The following is a 20902-nucleotide window of genomic DNA, read 5'->3' on the forward strand; positions in this document are numbered from 1 at the left end:
ATGAATTCCCCTTTTTCAAAAGAAGAAAGAGCTGTTCTTTTCCTTAAGAGTCGAGCATGGATACTCTTATAAAAAGAACAGCATCTTTTTAATCTCCTTTTAGTAGTCAAAATTTATCGCAGCGTCAACGAGATCTTCTCCTACCTCTGGAGCCCATTTCTCAATGACCGGCTCTGCTTTTTCACGGAACGCTTCATGGTCTGGTTCTGTGACTTCCATCCCCTCATTCTCAAGCTCTTCTAAATACATTTCCTCTTGCTTCTGGCTTTCTTCTCTCTGAACCGGCAAGGCAGCAGCCGCCGCTTCCATAATCGCTTCCTGATCCTCTTCGCTAAAGCTGTCGTATAATGTTTTACTCATCATTAATGGAGCCGGGTGATAAACATGCTGGGTCAAGTTTAAATAATCCTGGACTTCATAGAAGTTCACATCATAAATGGTTGGAAGAGGGTTTTCCTGGCTTTCCATGACACCCTGCTGCAGAGCAGTATACACTTCGTCCCACGCCATCGGAGTCGCATTAGCTCCAAATGTCTTCCATGTATCCACTTGTACTTCACTCTCCTGGGTACGATGATCAATCCCTTCTAAGTCTTCCGGCTTTTCCACTGGACGGACAGAGTTGGTGTTATGACGGAAGCCATTTTCCATCCAGGCCAGCACCTTCACGTTTGTTTCATCCTCTACTATTTGAGCTAGCTCGTCTCCATGCTCACTATCAAGAAAGGCATATGCGTGATCATGATTTTCAAAAACGTAAGGAAGGTCAAAGAGAAGGAATTCCTTCATAAATCCTCCCATTGGACCGGTCGAAATAATGCCGGCGTCTACCGTGTCCGAACTCATGCCTTCAAATACTTCACGCTCGGCACCAAGGGCATTATCGTAATGAGGAGTAATGGTAATCCGACCGTCAGTAAGCGCTTCCAATTCTTCGCCGAATTTTAATACTCCGACACCCTGTTGAGATTCAGCCCCAAGAGGAAGGCTCACATCAATGACCACTTCCTCTTCAGACTGTGCACTGCTTTCCTGACTTTCTCCGTTTCCGTTCCCGCATGCTGCCATGAATGCAACCATCACTGCTGTGCAAATCGCACCTGCTGCTTTTCTATTTCTTTTCATCCTTTTAACCTCCAATGCTTACTGTTTTCGTTCTTTTTTCAAGAAACGCATCTAAGATGTTCATTTTGTCTGGGTTGAATAAAAAGGCTTCCATGGTTTTTAGGTTGGCTGATATAGAAGGTTTAAAGGCCATATGGTCTAGCACGTCCCGTTCTAGATCAATGCCTGGAGCCACTTCGATAATCTCTAATCCTTTTTCCGTTAATTCAAATACCGCACGCTCTGTTATATACAGAATATTCTGTTTTTTATTTTGGGAAAATGCTCCGCTAAACGTAATTTGATGAAGTTGGTCCACAAATTTGTGGTATTTTCCTTCCTGAACAATGTTTAAAGAATGGTCTGTGATATCTGCCTGCAGCCCGCCAGCAGAAAAGGTAAAACAAAAGACAACCTTTTTCGCATTTTGGGTAATATCGATAAAACCTCCGCAGCCAGTGGTCATTTTGCCAAATTTACTTACATTTACACTTCCATTTTGATCAACTTCAGCACCTCCCATGAAGGTGACATCGACACCTCGACCATTATAATAATCAAATTGATAGGGATGTTCGATGATCGCTTCTGGATTTCTTGCTGCTCCAAAATCTGTTCCTCCAAGAGGGATACCGCCAATAGCTCCCGATTCAATCGTTAAATGAATATGATCAAGGAGCCCTTCTTCACTACAAACGGGTCCAACTGTGTCCCCAGGGATCCCCGTGCCTAAATTGACAATGGCATCAGGGAAAAGCTCCAATGCAGCTCTTCTGCCGATGACCTTACGAACACTTAATTCTTTCTCCTTCATCCGTTCATCTGGTGCCTTCATCGCACCTGTAATCATAGGATTAAAGACAGCACTTGAGATCTGTTTATGATTATCTATACTGTTTTCTGTGACAACTATATAATCGACGCACGTTCCAGGGATGACTACATCTCGTGCTGGCAGGGATCCTCGTTTGACAACCTGTTTCACTTGCACAATCACTTTTCCATTAAAACGCTTTGCCGCCTGTGCCACAGATAACGCTTCTAATTTTAATGCCTCTTCCTCCATCGTAATGTTTCCATATTCATCAGCGGTCGTACCCCTTAGGATACAAACATCAATAGGTACCTGGTTGTAAAAAAGGTATTCTTCTCCTTTAATATGAAGGAGTTCGACAAGACTATCCTTTTCTTTCGCTCTTTCATTCACTCGGCCTCCCTCTATTCGAGGGTCTAAAAACGTTCCAATTCCCGCTTTGGAATACGTACCTGGTTTCCCACCTGCCATATCACGGAATAAGTGAGTCAATTGCCCCTGTGATAAGCAATGTGCTTCCACTTTATTCTCTGAAATGACAGATGCCCAGGTGGGGGCAAGCCCCCAGTGGGAACCAATAATTTTATCAACCAATCCTTCATGAGCCAAATGCTCAATTCCATTTTTTCGGTCACTGTGGCCTGCTGCGTGGAGAAGGGTCAACCCGGATGGGTGTCCCTCGTTTAAATAACTTCGTTCGATTTCCTGCAGTATATCTTCACAGGCACCCATCATTGAAAATCCACACACCGCTAATGTACTGTTAGCCTGTATCAGCTCTGTCACTTCAGAAACGTCTACCTTTTTATCATGTTTTTGCATTGTCAGACCCTCATTTATCATATTGCTGCCTGTATTTGTTTTCCGTTTTTTTCGTAGTAATAAAACCCTTTACCTGTCTTTACGCCATAATTTCCGCTTTCTACCATCTTCTTAAGGAGGGGACAAGGGCGATATTTCGAATCATTGAAACCTTCGTACAAGCCTTCCATTGTGGCAAGGAGTACATCAAGACCAACAAAGTCAGCTAGTGTCACTGGTCCCATCCGGTGATTCGCGCCAAGCTGCATGGCTCTGTCCACATCCTCAGGGTCAGCCCCTTCCATCACGCAATATATGGCTTCGTTCACCATTGGAATCAATAGCCGGTTCACCAAAAAGCCAGGATAATCATTGCACTTCACCGGCTGTTTATTGATGTCTTCCGCAAATGCCTGCATCTGCTCCGCCGTTTCTTCGGATGTAATGATAGACGGTGTGATTTCTACTAGTTTCATAAGCTGCACAGGATAAAAATAATGAAAGCCTATCACTTGTTCTGGTCTCTTGGTTGCTGCACCGATGGCTGCAACAGAAAGACCGGATGTATTGGTCGCAAGAATAGCTGATTCTTTTGCGACTGTATCAAGCTCTCGAAATACTAATTTTTTGATTTCTAATTGCTCTGGCACGGCTTCAATGACTAGATCAGCCTGCTTAATATAATCTAAACCTACTTTTGCTTCTAAACACTGCATGACTTCTTCTGCTTCCACGTTGGTTTTTCGGTCTTTTTCAATATCTCTTTGCAATCGTTTTTGGATTGCGGCCATACTTTTTTCAGCTAATTCCTCTGATGTTTCTATGATGGTTACATTTTTGCCTGCTTCCGCTGCATTTTGGGCGATGCCCCTGCCCATTAAGCCGCCGCCTATAACGGCTACTTGTTGAATAGACATGCTCTCACCTCCGAAAGTTATAACACCATTCCTCCGCCTACATTGATCACTTCTCCAGTAATATAGTTTGCTTGGTCTGATGATAAAAAGGAAATACAGTTTGCGACATCTTCCGGGCTGCCGGCTCTTCCCATTGGAATTTTACTAATCATAAGATCCCATACGTTATCTGGTACGCCTCTAGTCATGTCGGTATCAATAAACCCTGGACAAATCGCATTAACCGTCACATTTCTTCTACCTAACTCTCTTGCCGCCGTTTTCGTTAGACCTACTACACCCGCTTTTGCTGCTGCATAGTTGGCTTGTCCTACATTACCAAGCCAGCTCGCTGACGAAATATTCACAATTCTTCCCTCTTGCCTGTCTCTCATATGAACGACGGCTGGATGCATCATATGAAAGACTCCATTTATGTTCACGTCCATCACCTGCTGCCAGTCCTGTTCTGACATTTTGTGAAGTAAATTGTCTCTATTAATACCAGCGTTATTAACAAGAATATCAAGCTTCCCATGCTGTGAAATCGTATCTGCTACGATACGTTCTGCCTGCTCTTTATCCGCTACATTACATACATTGGCCTCAGCAGTGCCCCCCTTTTCTTTAATGTGATTTACCGTTTGGTTTGCGGTCGTTTCATCCACATCACTTACTATTACATGGGCTCCTAAGGAGGCTAATTTTTCTGCAATTCCTTTTCCCATTCCTCTTCCTGCTCCTGTTACAATCGCTATTTTATGAGTAAGATCAATCATTGCAAAACCTCTCCTTTATTCACATATCTCAAATAATGTAGCAATTCCCTGGCCTCCACCGATACACATCGTGGATATGCCCCGCTTTTGACCCCTGCGCTGCAGCTCATGAAGAAGCTTGACTGTTACGATTGAACCTGTGGCTCCAATGGGATGTCCTAGAGCGATCGCTCCGCCGTTAACGTTCACTTTCTCCATATTTATATCAAGATCACGAATAACCGCTACCGCCTGAGCAGCAAATGCCTCGTTCAGCTCCATTAAATCCACTTGATTAAGTTCCACTCCTGAGACCTTGACTAATTTTTCTACTGCTGGTGTTGGGGCATAACCCATAACTTCTGGATCCACGCCTGCCACTGCCTGTTCCTTTATGACGGCCAGCGGTTTCACTTGCAATTCTTCTGCTTTTTCTCTAGACATTACCACAAGAGCCGCTGCCCCGATGTTGATGCCCGATGAGTTGGCTGGTGTGACGGTTCCATTTTCCTTAAATACCGGCTTCATTTTGCTTAGTTTTTCCACCGTTACTCCTTTACGCGGATGCTCGTCCACCTCAAAGGTGTCAACATTTCCTTTCTTATCTTTCAGCTCGATGGGTACAATCTGTTCGTCAAAGCAGCCATTTTCTATGGCTTCGATGGCGTTCTGCTGACTTCGAACAGCAAATTCGTCCTGTTCTTCTCTGGAAATGTTATAGCGCTCCGCTACATTTTCTGCTGTTACCCCCATGTGATATTGGCCAAAAGGATCGGTGAGAGCTGTTATGAGTCCGTCCTCTAATTGGGCGTGTCCCATTCTGTAGCCGTAGCGGCCTTTTCTAACGTAATACGGAAGCAAGTCCATATTCTCAGTTCCACCTGCAACCACCACATCTGCGTTTCCAGTTTGGATTTGCTGGGCAGCACTGTTGATGGCCTGCAAACCAGAACCACAGAGACGGTTCACCGTATAGGCAGTGGAAGAAGAGGGAAGCCCAGCTCGCAGAGCACACATTCTGGCTATAAATGCGTTTTCTGCTACCTGCCCAACACACCCCATCACAACTTCATCAATCGTGTTTTTATCTATTCCAGCTTTTCCAACAGCGGAATTGATTGCGGCTGCCCCAAGATCTGCAGGATGCACATCTTTAATAGCTCCCCCCATTGTTCCTACCGCCGTACGTGAAGCGCTTACAATTACAACCTCTTTCATGTGAAAACCACCTTTTTATTATTTTTCAGCCGTGCTTTCTCGAATAACGAGAGATGGCTCTATTGAAATTTGCTGCGGCTTGAATTCTTTAGGTTGTTCAATATTTTCATGTAATAACTCAAATCCTTGTGCTCCCATTCTCTCTCCATGAACGTCGACCGTTGTCAGTGGAATTCTAAAATCTTCTGAAAATGGCACATTGTCAGAACCTATCACCGAAAGCTCTTTAGGGATTGAAATGTTAAGGTCGATACATGCCTTTACAACGCCATACGCCATCGTATCACTTGCTGCAAATACGGCCGTTGGCGGATTCTTTTCAGTCAGCAGTTGTTTTGCTTTCTCATATGCTAATTCAAAATCATAGCTGGCATCGATGTTGAATCGGTCCTCAAGTTCGATCCCATGTTTTTCTAATGTACGGCGAAAGCCGATTTGTCTTTCGATACTGTTTTGTCTTTGACCGCCAAAAAATGCGATTTTGTGATGCCCTAAAGAAATTAAATGTTCGGTGGCGATGTTTCCCACCTTAAAAGAATCCACACTTACTTTATTGTGACTAAATTCAGCAGGAGCTCTGTTAATAAGAACAAAAGGAATGTCAGCTTTTTCTACAAGCTTTAGAATTTTTGAATCCTCACTGTCAATCGTAGAAAGGATCAAGCCGTCTACATTTAAATCAATCATAGACTGCAGCAATTTCGCTTCCTTGTCTTCGTTATCACCCGTTGTGCTGAGGATTAAATTATAGCCATCTTTATAAGAAAGCTCTTCTACTTGTTTTAGCATGTTTGGATAAAATGGATTTGTCAGCTCTGTTACAGTCACTCCAATCAGTTTTGTTTTTTTTCCTTTCAATCCTTGAGCGAACCGGTTTGGACGATAATTCAGTTCGATAATAGCTTGTTCAATTCTGTTTTTGAGTTCTTCACTTACAAACTTATTATCATTAATGACTGCTGAAACGGTTGCCACCGATACGTTCGCTTTCTTTGCCACTTCCTTCATACTACTCAACGTAACCACCTCCGCAATATTCGCTGCTTTCTTAGTATAAGTATTCTGTCAACTTGATGAAAGAGGTGGATGAAAATAATAGTTAAACGTTTAGCTAAACGTTTAACTAGATTGTATAGAATAAATTTTATTTTGTCTACCCTTATTTTCAGTAAATTTTAATTTTTTTGTTATTTAACTTTCACTCGTGAAATTCCCTAATATTTACAAAATATTACTAATAGAAATGGGAGTAAGGTTTTGTATGTTGACCATACTGTCGTATGTTTCATTTCAACTTGTGGTCGTTCCAATTTTTCCTCACACAACCTTTCATAGGTTTTTCGTGATAAACTGTACAAGGATGATAGAAAACAAAGGGAGGGGATTCTTGTGAAGGTTATTCTGTCTTCTTTGCAGTGGGTCGCCTTCATTTTAGCGGGGACGGTTATTGTTCCGATTGTGATCGGAGAGGCATTCGGTATGTCTTCTCTTGAGATATCCTCATTCTTGCAGCGGACGCTATTCGTTTTAGGAATCGCCGGTTTATTGCAAGTGCTTTTTGGCCACCGTCTTCCTCTAATGGAAGGTCCGGCGGGATTATGGTGGGGCATTTTTATTGTCTACGCCGGCCTCGTATCTTCTGGCGGCCTTTCGGGGGAAAGCGCGCTTCGTCAGCTCGAAGCGGGGATGCTGATCAGTGGTGCGCTTTTTCTGATAGCTGGTGTTTTTCGATGGATTGATGCTATCAAACAATTATTCACTCCGCTCGTTACGGGTACATATTTGATTCTTCTTGTTTCTCAATTGAGCGGATCTTTTATTCAAGGTATTTTAGGGATCGGCTATTTTACAGACAGAGTGGATCCTCGAGTCGCTTGGCCTGCGATTGGCATTTTACTCTTTACGATTTTATTGTCCAAGTCAAGCGTTCCTTTTATTCGTAGTTATTCCATTTTAATTAGTTTACTTACCGGCTGGATTGTCTTCTATTTGCTTAATCTTACGAAGACTCCTCCCGCGCCGGCAGCTATGTTTTCTCTGCCGGAGCCGCTGGCTTTTGGGCCGCCCGAACTATCAAGCGGCATGATTCTGACTGCTTTAATGACAGCAATGCTTTTGTTAACGAATATGATCGCAAGCATGAAAGTGGTCGGAAATGTTATTGAAGCCCAGACTAAAACAAGAGAAAACCCCGATTACAACCGGGCAGGCATTATTACAGGCGTGAATCAGGGGTTGAGCGGAATCTTTGCCGCCGTTGGCAATGTTCCGATATCAGCCACGGCTGGATTTTTGCTGACGACAAAAACGGTGGAGCGCCTTCCTTTTATCATCGGAAGTCTCATTGTTATCATTCTCAGCTTTTTTCCCGTGTTTACGTCTTTTGCGGCCAATATCCCTGCCCCGGTTGGCTATGCGGTTATTTTTATTACGATTGCAAGCCTCGCCTCCCTCGGAGTGCGTGAATATTATTCGTTGAAAATGACAGAACAGGAGCTTTTCATTATCTCGCTTTCTCTCATGATCGGATTTGGAAGTTTATTTGTTCCTGGGGAAACACTCACACATTTGCCGAGCATAGTCATGTCGCTTGCGAACAACGGACTCATTCTCGGTACACTCACTTGTCTTATCCTTGAACAGCTTTATCGAGGCTTAGATAGAAGAAAGCAGCGCAAGAATTCTACATAAGGAACGGGGCCGAAAAAATACGAGAATCTGTTGTGATCTCCTGTGCCGATCCGCTTTCTTCCCACTGTAAGCGGAACGTTTCCATAATGGGCGTATCATGCACAGAAAATATATGCGTCTCTTTCTATCTGGTGTTAACATGCTCATGTCATGCCCAGCTTGGGATGGATAAAAAGTCTCCTGCTTCCCACACGAACTTTTGGCCGTTGATAACACTATACCCAGAGCCTTCGTGAATATAAAGAATCGATTTGTTCGTGTGACGGTGGGCCTGACAGTGAAAGCCTTTTGGCAGTCGTTGTACCCAGGGGGCAATATTCACGTTCGCAGGCTGGCCGGTGGATGGATTCATAAATACGGCCGTATACCCGTCGGCCGGATCTTCCCTTCCTAATTTTGGTATATTTAATTTTGGCAATTTTTAAACTTTTTTCAATTTTGTGATAAGAATTCTGCTATGAAAATCCATAAAATTTACAAATGTCTTAATCTAAAAGTAGTTCGCCGTACAAATTTTCATATTAAAAACCTAGCTCCTTTTTGAAACGAATAAAATTATTCTATTACTCAAAGATAAATTAGATGTTAATTATGAAAAGGAGATATTTTATGCCCTCAGACACTCAATTTTTAATACTAGCTATTCTATCTATCTCTGAACTAATTACTACAACCATTTTTAGTTTGTCATGAGTTAGGTCTGCTATGCTCATAAAAAACCGTCGCTGAAGCCACCTTTAAGACCATCAAAACAGAGTTCATCCACAGCCGCAGCTTCCCTAACCAATGAACTTGATCGCGAACTTTTTGATTACGTTCATTGGTTCAACAACATTCGCATTCATGGATCACTAGAATACTTAACTCCTGCTGAATATGAACGTTTATAAATCTGTCCAGTTTAGTGTTGACATACCATTTTATTCCCTCAAGATTATTAAATTGCTCCCCAACTTTCATAAAATTAACCACTGTTCGTCCCCTAAAAACAAGCCTCTCAAAAGTTCACTGAACTTTTGAGAGGCTTGTTAGATTTATTAGGGAAGTGACTTGGATGCAGCTGATGCGTATTATGAAAACGGAAATTCTCTAGCTTTTTTTTGTACAGATATCCATTTTTCCGTTGTAAACTCTTCAAATGCCCATTCCCCGCAATATCTACCTAAACCTGAACTCTTTTCTCCGCCAAACGGAACATTGTGTTCGACATTGATGGTTTGATCGTTAACATGAATCATGCCTGTCCTGACCTGTTTGGCGACTTCGATTCCTCTTTCAAGTGAACCTGAAAAAACGGCACCGCTTAAACCAAATGGAGTGTCATTCGCCGCTTGAATGGCTTCTTCTTCACTATCAACAGGAATAATACAAGCTGCGGGAGCAAACACCTCATTTTGGGCAATTTCCATCTCATTGGTTACATCTCCGAGGATAAAAGGCTCCATGAGATTCCCTTCGACATTTCCTTTTTTAAGCAGCTTAGCTCCTTGCTCAACACTTTTGTTAATAATGCCTAATGCTCTATCAACCTGCTTTCGATTGATCATTGGGCCAATAATAGTATCATGATCACGAGGATCCCCTACTTTAACATTTTCAGCCTGGTCCATAAATTTCTCAACAAACGGTTCGTATAACTTACGATCGATTATAATGCGATTAATTGCAATACAAATTTGCCCAGAATGCATGAATTTACCGAACGTCGCTGCAGAAACGGCCTCGTCTAGATTAGCATCATCTAAAACAATAAACGCATTGTTTCCACCTAGTTCTAAAGCGGGTTTTTTTACATTCTTGACTGCAAGAGATCCTACATGTTTTCCAGCAGCTGTTGAACCAGTAAAGGAAATGACACTTGGAATGGGGTGTTCTACGAAAGAGTCACCGATTTCTTCAAGATCGGCAACAGTTACGTTCAGGACCCCGGTTGGAAGCCCAGCTTCTTCAAAGATTTTGGCAATAATGAGTCCGCCAGTTATTGGTGTATGAAGATCTGGTTTAACTACAATGCCATTTCCAGTTGCGATGGCAGGTGCAACAACACGCATGGTTAAATGCAGGGGCCAGTTCCACGGAGTGATGGCGCCAACAACGCCTACAGGGTCATGGTAGACTCTGTTTTCTTTTCCTGGAATGGAGGAGGGGCGAATTGACCCTCTATTCATGGATGGAAAAGTAGCAGCTAACTTGATATCCTGAATAGCGCAGTCAACTTCTATACTTGCTTTTAAATAGGAGCTTCCTGTTTCTACTATAAGAAGTTCGATGAGTTCTTCTTTCTTGTCTTTCATAATATCAGAAGCTTTTTCAAGAATACTAACTTTTTCGAGTGCAGAAACGTTTGTCCAGCTTTTTTGGGCTTTTTCAGCTGCTTGATAGGCCTCATTAATATCATCTTTACTAGCAAACTTAAACTCTGTTAAGATCTCTTCATTATAAGGGTTTGTTACTGAACAAATTTTCTCGCTTGATCCTTCTCTCCAACCATTAATCATGTTATTGGTCCAATTAGAATATTTATACGTTTTTACAGTCATTTCATTTTCCTCCTTAAAACGTTAACTAATTTTTAGCACTGGTTTTATCGTTATTCCTGATTCTGAATCTTCACTCGCCTGATTGATGTCTTCCCATTCATAAAATTCTATTAATTTGTCAAACGGAAATTTTCCTTGCTTATACAGTTCTATTAATTGTGGAATGAATACTTGAGGAACAGAGGATCCCAGTAAAACTCCTTTTACGGATCTTTCAAATAAAATAGTATTTACATCAAATTGCACTTCGGTACCAACAGGTGGAGCACCAATGACAACGGATTCTCCTAATGTCGCTAGACAATCAACAGCTTGACGTAAAACTTCAGGACGGCTTGTGGTTTCGATTGAATAATTCACACCACCTCCTGTCATTCTTTTAATTTCTTCTACTGTATTTACATGTTTTGGATTGATGGTGTTAGTGGCACCAAGTTCTTTTGCTAATTCTAAACGGCTTTCATTAATGTCTACTGCAATGATCGTTGTACAGTTTGCTACTTTTGCCGCCATAACAGCACTTAAACCTACTGCTCCACATCCAAAAATGACAATATTAGATCCAGATTTTGGTTTTAATTTATTGAGGACAGCTCCACTTCCCGTTTGGATTCCGCACCCTAATGGCCCTAATAAATCAAGTGGAACGTCTTTGGGAACTTTCACAACATTTCTTTCTGAGAGGATGGAATAATTAGCAAAGCTAGATTGGCCAAAGAAATGATGAACGTCTTTTCCATTCTGGTGTAACCTGCAAGAACCGTCTTTCATAGTACCGGTAAAGTTCAGATCATAAAATTTTTTACAAGCGTAAGGGTTTCCGCTTTGGCAATTGACACAATCCCCGCAAGAACTATATGACATAACTACATGGTCACCAGGCTTTACGCTGGTAACTCCATCTCCTACTTTTTCGACTATACCTGAACCCTCATGACCCAATACAACTGGCAAAGGAACAGGATAATATTGATCTCTTACAATCAAATCAGTATGACATATCCCAGCAGCTTGAATACGTACAAGCACCTCTCCGTTTTTTGGATCATCTATCATGACGTCTTCGATATTGAATGGTTCACCTTTACCATGAGTCACAGCCGCTTTAGTGTTTAGCATAGTACCCCTCCGTTAGTTGTAAGCGTTTACAGTATCAATGATAACAAATAAAATATATTAAAGTTTTAAATTATCACTTTATTATCTTTGAAATTTTTGAGGTGCATAAATGAAATGAATGAAAGAAATTCCTTTAAATTCTATTTGCTAACACTGCGAGTAGCTTATTTAGATACCTATATCCTTTAAACTGGAATAAGGTTTTTCTATAAAATTAGTAAACATATTGCGGTATTCTCTGGGTGTTTTCCCTTCTAAACGTTTAAAAGTGGTTGAAAAATAACCAGCACTTGAGAAACCAATATTGTGCGCAATCACTTCTATTGGCAAAGAAGTGAATTTTAAAAAGTGCTTAGATTTCTCGATTCTTATCTCTGTTAAATACTCGATGAAAGTCGTTTTTGTTTCATCTTTAAACATTCGGCTAAAATGAGAAGGGCTTAAATAAACCATATCTGAAACTTCTTGCAAAGTAATTGGTCTGTGATAATTTAATTGGATATAGTCAATGGCAGTTTGAATTGGGCTTGCGAAATCGGTTTCAAAAGAATTCATACTTCCTTGTATTTCTAAAACCTGTTTGCTTTCTTTAACCAACTCAGCAGCAAATAGGCGATCAAATGTGCCTAATAAGTCACTCTTAGAAATTGGTTTAAGATGAAAGGCTGAAAAACCGGCATTTATGCTATCCTGCACAGGTTGAAACATTTTAAGGTGAGTCGTAACGACAATGGAAATATGTGGATATGTTGCAAGAATTTCTTCTCCTGTGTCTATACCATTACTATCTGGCAGTGAAAGGTCAAGGATTGTTATTAACGGTTGCTTTTTCTTTAAAATCATTAAACCTTGTTTAGCTGTAGCTGCTTCAAATATTTCTAAATCTTTATACGGACTATCTTCTACAATCGTTCTTATTTTCTGGCAGTTATCCATATCATCATCTATTATTAATAGTTGAGACAATTCCTTCACCTCCCATTTACCACCTTCGATCATAGGTAGTATTCCAATAATTGTTAAGTAATGGCATTTGTTAAGGTCTTTTTGTAAACGCCACCAAAAATAAATACGCTTTACACTTAAAATTCTATGTTTTCCAACTATAATCACCAAGCCTCTGCTTTTGCTTGTCCAACATTGCTCAAAGTGTTTATATATGAAATTATAAAATATTACCATTAATATTTTACCGCCAAAAGATTTTATTCTACCTCAGCGTAACGGCCCTGAACTAATCCTAATCGATCAACTTTCCCTGCCCTATTTAATGGGATTTCAGAGATAAAAATATATTTTCTTGGCCGCGTATCGTTTGATAAACTGGAGCTTTCTTTACAATATTGATCAAGGTCTTGAACAGTTACATTGTTTTTCTCCGGGACTATGAAAGCAACTACTATTTGGCCAAATCTCTCATCTTTTTCTCCAATTACGGCTGCTTCTTTTACTAAAGGATGGTTTGATAAAAAGGTTTCAATTTCTTGCGGATGTATGTTTTCACTATTCGACAGGATCATTTCATCCACTCTTCCAACCACTGTTAAATCACCTTTTTCATCCAACTTCCCTAAATCACCAGTATAATACCAGCCGCCATTTATAGCATGATTTGTAACATCTGGGCGATTCCAATATCCTTTAAAGGCTTCAGCTGAATTTATGTTCACTATTATTTCACCAACTTCTCCATCATTTACTACATCTGAAGGGTTACTCTTTCCTTGTTTATTTATAGCGACTAATCGAATGTTTTGATGTATTCCTGGCTTCCCAGCACTCCAAGGCTTGTTTTTCACATTATTTGAAGTAGTAAAAGTATATATTTCCGTACTTCCATAATGATTAATAAATTCTTGAGGCTTAAATATTTCGTTACATTTCTCTATTATTTCTTTTGACATTGGGGCACCAGCAAATGTAAGGACCCTCACAGAAGAAACATCCAGATTTTCTATTTTCGAACGATAAATAAGGTCATGATACATGGTTGGCAATAAGTACAAGCAACTAATCCTTTGTTTACTGATAATTTCCGATGCTTCAACCGGATCAAAATCTAGCATGGTATGGCATTCTCCATCTAAAATAGCCATAGATAGAAGAGAACGCAAACCCATTGTGTGGTATAAAGGAACTGCTCCAAGTGTTGAATCTTGGACAACATAGCGATTTTGGACAATATGAGCCATTGTGGAAGCGTATTCATTTTTATGAGAACGAGGAACTCCTTTTGGCTTTCCTGTGGTACCAGACGTATAAAGAATAGTAGATAAATCATCCGCATTTTTCCTTGGAATATTGAAACTCAAAGAATTATTTTTAACCAATTCTTCATAGCTTAAATCTGCTATACCTTGCAAACTTACTATTATAGGTTTATGTTTCAAGTGGTCTGGTTTTAATAGATATCGACTGGCTTCTTCAAAAATAATCATTTTAGCTTCCACATCGTTTATACAATATTGAATATACTCTAAGGACATCCTCAAATTAATCGGAACATAAATAGCTCCAATTTTTTGAGCAGCCCAGAACAAAACAATATTTTCTACCCTGTTTTTTAACAAGACCATTATCCTGTCTTGCTTCCCTACTCCTAGCCTTTGCATGGATGACGCAGCTCGATTTGCTTTTTCATTTATTTCTGAAAATGTATAACACTTGTCTCCTTGAAAAATTGCATATTGATTAGAGGATCTATTAACAGTAGATTCGAAAAGGTCAGTTAAATGCAAGATTTCTCACTCCTTAACAGAAGTTTAGCATACCTCAGGCAAGCAGACGCTTAGAAAATTTAACTAAAAAACGCCTTTACCGTATTTTTATAGCTTCCCTCATTTCATTTTATCAATTTTAAATTCTAGCGTCTTGCACTGTACTCAAACCATTTCGAAATTTTTGTTACTTCCCATTTAGTATTTGTATTATGCAGGTTCAATTTGTTGTTCTCTGGTCCGCTTTTCTTTAATTATCCTAAAATCTTTTCTTTCCATAATAAGAGACACAATGACACCACCAATTATTGCCCAGAAAGGAGAACTGATATCTAAAAAGTTAATTTCCGATATTCCAATGATAAGGGCAAAGAAAGACCCAATTTGAAATTTCGTTTTTGAAAAAGCAGATTGAAGAGAGTTTAAAAGAACACCAATCATAGCAAGTCCTGCTATCGTGCCGATTAATACACCCGGCATCGCAGTGACAAAAGGAACAGCTATTCCAGCGAATAAACCAAAAGCAGCAAATATGACACCATTTACAAATACGGATGAATAACGAGCTTGTTTGTCTCTTCCAGCTTCTTCCGATGCGCAAATTGCTGTCATCGGCCCTGCGACATTAGCATTGTGGCCACCGAAGAAAGAGGTTATCATTCCTCCAATTCCACTTAATAAGGTCATAGCAGTTACCGGAGGCTTATATCCTTGTGTAATCAATACACCGGTTGCCTGAGCATTTTCTGCACCGATAACAAGTATCGCAAGTGGAATAGAAATAGAAATGATTGCATCCAAACTAAATACAGGAAGAACTAATTGCGGAACAATAAAACTTGGTTCCATATCTCCCATTACAAATTGATTCATTGAAACTGCTAGAATAGCTGCAACCATAAATGCAGGTAAAATAGGAGGTAGTTTTTTTATCAAAACGGAAGATAGTAAATAAACCAATATCGCTGATCCCGCAATAAGCGGAGCTTCTTCAATAGAAAGAATCATATCTGTTCCAAATGAAATCATAGCCCCTGCTATCATTGCCATAACGATAGGTACAGGAATCCAGTTCATCACCTTACTAATAAGACCACTTATTCCTAACACAAATACAATAAGTCCTGTAACAAGGTAAGCACCTGCTGCTTCATTTAAGGAATAATTTGATAGAGCACCTGCTACAAGAACAGCACCAGGGATAGTATAAGCACCAGCTATCGGTTGTCTGTAACGTATCGACAAAATAATACCTAATAAACCTCCGAAAAAGTAAATAGCGAAAAGCCACGAAATCGTTTGGACTTCAGTTAATCCTCCATTTTGAGCGCCTCCCATTACAATTAAAGCTGGACCTGTACATCCAAAAATTGCTGCGAGAACACCAGCACTAATCGTATTTACATTCATCGACTTAAGTACTGATTTACGTTCAGTCATTTAATCCCTCCTATACAGTTAATTATCTGAATAAACAGAATTTTTATTCAATGTGATCGCTTAAATGTAAATATGAATGTAAAAGGGTCATAATAGACCCTTCAACAATAAACCTCTTAACATTTTTGTTTTCAATTCCAATGCTTTGTTAATTACTTCCCGGTAAAGTCCGCTTTTCTTTTATCATAGAAAGCATTGACTCCTTCACGGAAGTCATCCGTTGAACGCAACATTCCATACGCATATCCTTCCAATTCTAAACCGGTGCTTAGCGGGGTATCCTGGGAAGAGTTAAGTATGCGCTTAGATACTCTTTGAGCCAATGGCGAGAAGCGTACTAGTTCTTCTACCAGATTATTTACCGCCTGGTCTAATTCGCTGTGGGGCACCACTTCTGTCAGCAACCCCCATTCTTTCGCTTCTTCTGCTCCAATACGGCGGGCTCGCATAATCATATCTTTTGCACGTCCTACTCCTGCAATTTTTGCAATTCGCTGGGTTCCCCCGCTTCCTGGTATCATCCCTAAATTCATTTCTGGCAGTCCTAATTTTGTGTTATCGGCTGCTACCCGAAAGTCACAAGCCATCGCCATTTCTAAACCAACTCCAAACGTGTACCCCTGTAATTGAGCAATAACTGGCTTGGGGGAGCGTTCAGGTGCTGCCACGTTTTCATGCAATACCGACAGCTCTTCCGGGTGGCGGTCTAAAAATTGTTTAATAGTGCCGCCTGAGGTGAACGCTTTGTCTCCTGCTCCTTTTATGATAATTACACGGACATCTTCATCTTGATTTAATCGGTGAAAGATTTCATTGAAGTGCGCTCGTGCTATATAACTGACTGTATTCATTTTCTCCGGACGATCTAATATAATAGTAGCTGTTTGCTGCTCTTCATTCTTTTCCACCCTAATGTGGTCCCATTTTTGTTCTGTAAGTACGTTATTTTCTGACATGACACATTCCACCTTCCTCTAACCTTTTCATTTTTTTATTTAACCTTTTGTCGTGTCTTCCGGCTTATTTTCCTGTAAAATTTGCCTTTCGCTTCTCATAGAAAGCATCGACTCCTTCGCGAAAGTCATCGGTTGAACGCAGCATTCCATACGCATATCCTTCCAGCTCTAAACCGGTGCTTAGCGGGGTATCCTGAGAAGAGTTGAGTATGCGTTTTGCTACTTTTTGGGCTAATGGCGAGAAGCGTACTAATTCATCTACAAGATTATCTACGGCCTTGTCTAATTCGCTATGGGGCACCACTTCTGTCAGCAATCCCCACTCCTTTGCTTCTTCTGCTTCAATGCGGCGGGCTCGCATAATCATATCTTTTGCTCGCCCGACCCCGGCAATTTTTGCAATTCGCTGGGTTCCCCCGCTTCCTGGTATCATCCCTAAATTCATTTCTGGCAGTCCTAATTTTGTGTTATCCGCTGCTACTCGAAAGTCACAAGTCATCGCAATTTCTAAACCAACTCCAAACGTGTATCCCTGTAATTGAGCAATGACTGGTTTGGGCGAACGTTCAGGCGCTGCCACATTTTCATGCAGCACCGATAACTCTTCTGGGTGACGGTCTAAAAATTGTTTAATAGTGCCGCCTGAAGTGAACGCTTTTTCTCCTGCTCCTTTTATAACAATGACACGGACATCTTCGTCTTGATTTAAATTCTGAAATATTTCATTAAAATGTGCTCGTGCTATATAACTGACTGTATTCATTTTCTCCGGGCGATCTAATATAATAGTTGCCGTCTGCCGTTCTTCATTCTTTTCCACCCTAATGTGGTCCCACTTTTGTTCTGAAAGTACATTATTTTCTGACATTACATGACACCTTCCTCTGAGTCCTCTGCTTTTTTGTACTCCCCGTTTTTTAATTTTGCACGTAACACTTTTCCTACTGCGCTTTTGGGGATTTCTGATAAAAATACATAGTCTCTGGGACGCTTGAAATTAGATAAAGCAGCATTATCTTTGCAATAATTATCTAATGTTTCTGCTGTTACAGAGGCATTGTTAGCTACAATAAACGCCACTACTTTTTCACCCCATCGATCATCCTGCAATCCGACCACTGCTGCTTCAGAAACATGTGGATGTGCAGACAATATATCTTCTACTTCGAGTGGATGAATATTTTCACCGCCAGAAATTATCATGTCATCTACTCGACCAACCACATATAGGTCTCCATCTGAATCTACGATGCCCATGTCGCCGGTGAAATACCAGCCGTCACGCAAAGATTTTTTTGTCGCATCTTCTCGTCTCCAATATCCTTGAAAAGCTTCAATCGACCTCGTGTCTACAATAATTTCACCGGGCTCTCCTTTTTCAACAATGTCATCTGGTGCAGCGTTTCCATCCGGGTCAGGAATGACCAAGCGAAGATTTTGGTGAAACCCAGCTTTACCAGCACATCCCGGTTTTTTGTCTAAGTAATCACAGATGGAGAAAGTATATACTTCTGTGCTGCCATAATGGTTGACAAATACTTCAGGGGATAGCTTTTTAAAGCATTCTTCTGTGAGTGCTTGGGTCATAGCTGCTCCTGCATAACCAAGTTTCCGTAACGACGTCAGATCATATTTTTCATATTCTGGATGATGCAGCACATCATGAATAATCGTTGGGACTAAATAAACACTAGATATTTTCTCTTTCTCTACTACTTCTAACACTTTTTTTGGTTCAAAATCTGGGATCATAGCCAGTTTTCCATTTAAAAATGCCATCGATAAAAGCGAGCGCATTCCCATCGTGTGATAAAGCGGCATAATACCAAGAGTACTTTCTTTTTGTTCATATTTATTTTGAATAATATGAGCTATAGCTGCACCATACTCGTTTTTATGTGTGCGCGGGACTCCTTTAGGTTTTCCAGTCGTGCCTGAGGTGTAAAGCATAAGGCAGTAATCCTTCTCTGATATTACAGGTTTCTTGAAATTTTCATTTTTCTGTGAGATTACCTTCTGATAAGTGGTATCTGCTTTGGAATCGTCGTGAATACTCATTAGCAATGGCTTATTTTGCTCGGTCGCTTTCATCACCGCTTCTTCACTAACTTGTTCATAAACCACCATCTTCGCTTCAGCGTTTTGCACACAATACTTTACTTCATCCGCTGATAATCTATAGTTAATAGGAGTGAAAACGGCTCCAATTTTTTGAATAGCCCAATAAAGGGCAACCATTTCTTTTCGGTTTTTTATTAGAGTAATAACCCTGTCTCCCTGTTCCACGCCCAAATGTTGTAAACCAAAAGCTAATCGGTTTGTCATTTGGTCCATTTCTTGATAACTATAACGAGTATCCTCTTCTACGATTGCTGTTGATAAAGGATATCTGGAGACAGCAAACTCAAAAAGGGAACCTAAATTCAAAGATCTTCACCTTCCTTATTCAGAATTGCCATCGGTTGATTGTTGAACAGCTTCAACGATACCTGTATATCCAGTACAACGGCACAAGTGACCGGATAACATTTCTTTAATCTCTTGCTTCTCTGGTTGAGAATTTTCATTTAAAAACTCCACACTAGACATTAAAATTCCAGGTGTGCAAAAACCGCACTGAAGCGCATGATGTTTTGAGAAAGCCTCTTTCAGTGAACGCCCGGTCTCATTATTATCTAGCCCTTCTACGGTTTCGATCTTTGTTTCATCAGCTTGAACAGCAAATATAAGGCAGCTTCTAACTGCTTTTCCATCCAGTAAAACAGTACAGGCTCCGCACACTCCGTGTTCACATCCAACGTGTGTACCTGTCAACCCAACATCCTCCCGTAAAAAATCACTAAGCAGCTTGCGCGGTTCTACTTCTTTTTCGTGAGATTTTCCATTTATCATCGTTTGTATCTTCATTTTTTCCTTGCTCTCTACTTTTTTGATCATGTTACTCCCCACTTTCAATTGCTCTTTGATAAGCTTTGTGCAAGGATTTTTTTATTAAAACTTCTGCTAAATTTATTCGATATTCTGCTGACGCATGTAAATCAGAATCCGGCTCGGCTTTCTCTACCATTTTTTGTACGACTTCTTTTATCCCTTGTTCGGTTAATTTTTGTCCTATTAATAGATTGAAATCGTCTTCTTCTGCCAACAAGGGAACAGCATCAATACCTCCTGCTGCTATTGTTCCACCTAAAATGTTTCCGTCTTCGTCAACATCAAGCATGCTAGCTGCAGCAACTAGAGCAAAGTCTCCATGCCTGCGGCTGAATTCTTCAAAAGCGTATCCTTTTGGAATGGAATCTATCGGTATATGAATAGCTGTCAGCAATTCATCAGGCATCATATCTGTTGTCAAATAAGTTAGAAAAAATTCATCCAAAGGAGCTTCTCTTTCTTCATCTGCATTCGAAATAATCACTTTTGCACCTAGAGTTAAGAGAGTAAGAGGAAGTTCTGCACTGGGATCGGCGTGAACCAGGCTTCCCCCTACTGTCCCGCGGTTTCTTGTCTGAGAATGACCGATAAATCTAGAGGCTTCTCTAAGAATCGGAACATTATTTGCTGCTAATTCAGATTTCTCTAAATCGCTTTGGCGCGTGAGAGCACCTATTTTTAAATAACCTTCCTCCAGTTTTATATAATCTAATTCTTTTAAATGGTTAATATCTATCAGACACTCCGGTTCTGACATCCTCATATTCAATATAGGGATAAAACTTTGCCCTCCCGCAAGAATTTTTCCTTCATCTCCATAATCGGTTAAAAGCTCTAATGTTTCTTTTACTGTTGATGGACGGAAATAGTCAAATTGAGCCGGTTTCACTTCTCTCACTCCTTTTTGAACGGTAATC

Annotated in this window: 18 protein-coding genes and 1 pseudogene; 2 read left to right on the forward strand and 17 right to left on the reverse strand. The window is 40.5% G+C overall.

Annotated features, from left to right (window positions below):
- Positions 1 to 99: 99 nt before the first annotated feature.
- Genes ACE1TI_RS17090 through ACE1TI_RS17115 form a run of 6 tightly spaced genes read right to left on the reverse strand, consistent with a single transcriptional unit; the run spans position 100 to position 6599 of the window.
- A complete protein-coding gene (locus ACE1TI_RS17090; protein WP_375008768.1) occupies positions 100 to 1125 on the reverse strand; it encodes a DctP family TRAP transporter solute-binding subunit in 1026 nt (341 codons plus the stop codon).
- Positions 1126 to 1129: 4 nt separating this feature from the next.
- Positions 1130 to 2740, reverse strand: coding sequence for an acyl CoA:acetate/3-ketoacid CoA transferase (locus ACE1TI_RS17095; RefSeq protein ID WP_375008769.1), 1611 nt, complete (start codon positions 2738 to 2740; stop codon positions 1130 to 1132).
- 17 nt (positions 2741 to 2757) lie between these two features.
- Entirely contained in the window at positions 2758 to 3636 is an 879-nt protein-coding gene (locus ACE1TI_RS17100) for a 3-hydroxyacyl-CoA dehydrogenase family protein (RefSeq protein ID WP_375008770.1), read from the reverse strand.
- 17 nt (positions 3637 to 3653) lie between these two features.
- On the reverse strand, positions 3654 to 4394 hold the full coding sequence (fabG, locus tag ACE1TI_RS17105) for a 3-oxoacyl-ACP reductase FabG (protein ID WP_375008771.1): 741 nt from the start codon (positions 4392 to 4394) through the stop codon (positions 3654 to 3656).
- A gap of 15 nt (positions 4395 to 4409) precedes the next feature.
- Positions 4410 to 5591 carry a thiolase family protein gene (locus ACE1TI_RS17110; RefSeq protein ID WP_375008772.1) on the reverse strand — a complete coding sequence of 394 codons (1182 nt, stop codon included), beginning with the start codon at positions 5589 to 5591 and terminating at the stop codon, positions 4410 to 4412.
- Positions 5592 to 5609: 18 nt separating this feature from the next.
- A complete protein-coding gene (locus ACE1TI_RS17115; RefSeq protein WP_375008791.1) occupies positions 5610 to 6599 on the reverse strand; it encodes a LacI family DNA-binding transcriptional regulator in 990 nt (329 codons plus the stop codon).
- A gap of 381 nt (positions 6600 to 6980) precedes the next feature.
- On the opposite strand from ACE1TI_RS17115, the gene ACE1TI_RS17120 reads away from it, so the two are divergent.
- Entirely contained in the window at positions 6981 to 8282 is a 1302-nt protein-coding gene (locus tag ACE1TI_RS17120; protein ID WP_375008773.1) for a purine/pyrimidine permease, read from the forward strand.
- 148 nt (positions 8283 to 8430) lie between these two features.
- Here ACE1TI_RS17120 and ACE1TI_RS17125 read toward each other — a convergent pair whose 3' ends face one another.
- Positions 8431 to 8700 carry a cupin domain-containing protein gene (locus ACE1TI_RS17125; RefSeq protein WP_375008774.1) on the reverse strand — a complete coding sequence of 90 codons (270 nt, stop codon included), beginning with the start codon at positions 8698 to 8700 and terminating at the stop codon, positions 8431 to 8433.
- A 303-nt stretch (positions 8701 to 9003) separates the two neighbouring features.
- Here ACE1TI_RS17125 and ACE1TI_RS17130 point away from each other — a divergent pair.
- Positions 9004 to 9172: pseudogene (locus ACE1TI_RS17130) on the forward strand (IS3 family transposase); the annotation flags it as partial.
- Between the two features lie 180 nt (positions 9173 to 9352).
- On the opposite strand, the gene ACE1TI_RS17135 reads toward ACE1TI_RS17130, so the two are convergent.
- The 10 genes from ACE1TI_RS17135 to ACE1TI_RS17180 form a co-directional block, all read right to left on the reverse strand.
- Positions 9353 to 10822, reverse strand: a complete 1470-nt coding sequence (locus ACE1TI_RS17135) for an aldehyde dehydrogenase family protein (protein WP_375008775.1) — start codon at positions 10820 to 10822, stop codon at positions 9353 to 9355.
- A 21-nt stretch (positions 10823 to 10843) separates the two neighbouring features.
- Complete coding sequence (locus ACE1TI_RS17140; RefSeq protein ID WP_375008776.1) at positions 10844 to 11941, reverse strand: NAD(P)-dependent alcohol dehydrogenase; 1098 nt, start codon at positions 11939 to 11941, stop codon at positions 10844 to 10846.
- Between the two features lie 168 nt (positions 11942 to 12109).
- Complete coding sequence (locus ACE1TI_RS17145; protein ID WP_375008777.1) at positions 12110 to 13054, reverse strand: helix-turn-helix domain-containing protein; 945 nt, start codon at positions 13052 to 13054, stop codon at positions 12110 to 12112.
- A 92-nt stretch (positions 13055 to 13146) separates the two neighbouring features.
- Positions 13147 to 14679 carry a class I adenylate-forming enzyme family protein gene (locus ACE1TI_RS17150; protein ID WP_375008778.1) on the reverse strand — a complete coding sequence of 511 codons (1533 nt, stop codon included), beginning with the start codon at positions 14677 to 14679 and terminating at the stop codon, positions 13147 to 13149.
- 189 nt (positions 14680 to 14868) lie between these two features.
- Positions 14869 to 16098 carry a benzoate/H(+) symporter BenE family transporter gene (locus tag ACE1TI_RS17155; protein ID WP_375008779.1) on the reverse strand — a complete coding sequence of 410 codons (1230 nt, stop codon included), beginning with the start codon at positions 16096 to 16098 and terminating at the stop codon, positions 14869 to 14871.
- A gap of 152 nt (positions 16099 to 16250) precedes the next feature.
- Complete coding sequence (locus ACE1TI_RS17160) at positions 16251 to 17054, reverse strand: enoyl-CoA hydratase/isomerase family protein (RefSeq protein WP_375008780.1); 804 nt, start codon at positions 17052 to 17054, stop codon at positions 16251 to 16253.
- A 64-nt stretch (positions 17055 to 17118) separates the two neighbouring features.
- Complete coding sequence (locus ACE1TI_RS17165) at positions 17119 to 17922, reverse strand: enoyl-CoA hydratase/isomerase family protein (RefSeq protein ID WP_375008781.1); 804 nt, start codon at positions 17920 to 17922, stop codon at positions 17119 to 17121.
- Complete coding sequence (locus tag ACE1TI_RS17170) at positions 17922 to 19481, reverse strand: class I adenylate-forming enzyme family protein (RefSeq protein ID WP_375008782.1); 1560 nt, start codon at positions 19479 to 19481, stop codon at positions 17922 to 17924. The genes ACE1TI_RS17165 and ACE1TI_RS17170 overlap by 1 nt, the downstream gene beginning before the upstream one ends.
- Before the next feature lie 15 nt (positions 19482 to 19496).
- Entirely contained in the window at positions 19497 to 19991 is a 495-nt protein-coding gene (locus tag ACE1TI_RS17175; RefSeq protein ID WP_375008783.1) for a (2Fe-2S)-binding protein, read from the reverse strand.
- Between the two features lies 1 nt (position 19992).
- Positions 19993 to 20874: an FAD binding domain-containing protein gene (locus tag ACE1TI_RS17180; RefSeq protein ID WP_375008784.1), complete on the reverse strand. Its 882-nt coding sequence runs from the start codon at positions 20872 to 20874 to the stop codon at positions 19993 to 19995.
- Positions 20875 to 20902 lie beyond the last annotated feature (28 nt).

Source organism: Alteribacillus sp. JSM 102045 (genome assembly GCF_041949975.1).
GTDB lineage: Bacteria > Bacillota > Bacilli > Bacillales > Marinococcaceae > Alteribacillus.

Coding starts and splice junctions, on each gene's coding strand:
- ACE1TI_RS17090 (WP_375008768.1), bottom strand. CDS start 1,125: ATGAAAAGAAATAGAAAAGCAGCAGGTGCGATTTGCACAGCAGTGATG.
- ACE1TI_RS17095 (WP_375008769.1), bottom strand. CDS start 2,740: ATGCAAAAACATGATAAAAAGGTAGACGTTTCTGAAGTGACAGAGCTG.
- ACE1TI_RS17100 (WP_375008770.1), bottom strand. CDS start 3,636: ATGTCTATTCAACAAGTAGCCGTTATAGGCGGCGGCTTAATGGGCAGG.
- fabG (WP_375008771.1), bottom strand. CDS start 4,394: ATGATTGATCTTACTCATAAAATAGCGATTGTAACAGGAGCAGGAAGA.
- ACE1TI_RS17110 (WP_375008772.1), bottom strand. CDS start 5,591: ATGAAAGAGGTTGTAATTGTAAGCGCTTCACGTACGGCGGTAGGAACA.
- ACE1TI_RS17115 (WP_375008791.1), bottom strand. CDS start 6,599: ATGAAGGAAGTGGCAAAGAAAGCGAACGTATCGGTGGCAACCGTTTCA.
- ACE1TI_RS17135 (WP_375008775.1), bottom strand. CDS start 10,822: ATGACTGTAAAAACGTATAAATATTCTAATTGGACCAATAACATGATT.
- ACE1TI_RS17140 (WP_375008776.1), bottom strand. CDS start 11,941: ATGCTAAACACTAAAGCGGCTGTGACTCATGGTAAAGGTGAACCATTC.
- ACE1TI_RS17155 (WP_375008779.1), bottom strand. CDS start 16,098: ATGACTGAACGTAAATCAGTACTTAAGTCGATGAATGTAAATACGATT.
- ACE1TI_RS17160 (WP_375008780.1), bottom strand. CDS start 17,054: ATGTCAGAAAATAACGTACTTACAGAACAAAAATGGGACCACATTAGG.
- ACE1TI_RS17165 (WP_375008781.1), bottom strand. CDS start 17,922: ATGTCAGAAAATAATGTACTTTCAGAACAAAAGTGGGACCACATTAGG.
- ACE1TI_RS17175 (WP_375008783.1), bottom strand. CDS start 19,991: ATGATCAAAAAAGTAGAGAGCAAGGAAAAAATGAAGATACAAACGATG.